The 829-nt window shown below is 44.3% G+C and carries 1 protein-coding gene; it reads right to left on the bottom strand.

Annotation, left to right across the window (positions count from 1 at the left end):
* Window positions 1–44: 44 nt before the first annotated feature.
* Window positions 45–794 carry a polyketide synthase gene (locus tag CDO84_RS08255; RefSeq protein ID WP_040083118.1) on the bottom strand — a complete coding sequence of 250 codons (750 nt, stop codon included), beginning with the start codon at window positions 792–794 and terminating at the stop codon, window positions 45–47.
* Between the last annotated feature and the right edge of the window lie 35 nt (window positions 795–829).

Below are 829 nucleotides of genomic sequence, written 5' to 3'. Positions count from 1 at the left end.
CGCGCTGCCTCCATTTCACCTGCGAAATTTTTATAGATTTTCAGTTAATTCCCGTATAAACCTTTGATCCTTGTTTTGACTTCTTCATGATGAAATGTTTTCTCATGCATCATCAGTTCCTGTTCAATGACGCGCGGCAGCTGATCACGAAGCGGGGCAACCAGATGATCTTTCAGGGTAACCAATGAGTTTCTCGGCTTTTCCGCCAGTTCTTGTGCCAGCTCCACTGCATAATCTAACACTTCTGCACGGGGCAGCACCTTAAAGGGCACCCCTCTTTTTTCAAGCTCAGCTCCGCGGTAGCTTCCCGCATTCAATAATATTTCCTGGGCCAGGCTGAATCCCAGTTTTTTAGGAACGATAAAGGTAGCGCCCATTCCAGGTGTAAATCCGTATTTCATAAAATTAGTCGTATACACGCTTTCTCTGCTCAGTATGACAAAATCAGCAAAGAGCCCCATGACAAAACCGCCTCCAATTCCATGGCCCTGCATTGCCGCAATAACTGGAATCTCGCAATCCAGCGCCAGAGAATAAAGATTGTCATCAGTGAACTTGGTCAACCCCTGCTGAATTCGAAGCAGTCCTTCTTGCGTTCCTCCTGAAGCAAAATAATTATCATATCCTGTCAAAATGACCGCTTTATATTTGGGGTGCTGCCGTATGTATTCAAACGCTTGAATTAAACCGTCTGTAAGTTCTTGTGAAAACGCATTTTTATGAGCACGATCATGCATTTTTACCTGAATAATGGCGTGTTCAATTTCAATAAGCTCCACAACGGAATGCGTCATGATGTCCTCCTAACGGTTCTGATTTCATTGCTCAA

The sequence above is a fragment of the Bacillus sp. MD-5 genome, assembly GCF_002201875.1.
Classification (GTDB): domain Bacteria; phylum Bacillota; class Bacilli; order Bacillales; family Bacillaceae; genus Bacillus; species Bacillus stercoris.
Note: the sequence above shows the minus strand (reverse complement) of the source record. Positions and strands in the feature narration are given on the sequence as shown.

Excerpts from the sequence above, each read along its gene's own strand:
- CDO84_RS08255 (WP_040083118.1), bottom strand. The coding sequence starts at position 794 with ATGACGCATTCCGTTGTGGAGCTTATTGAAATTGAACACGCCATTATT.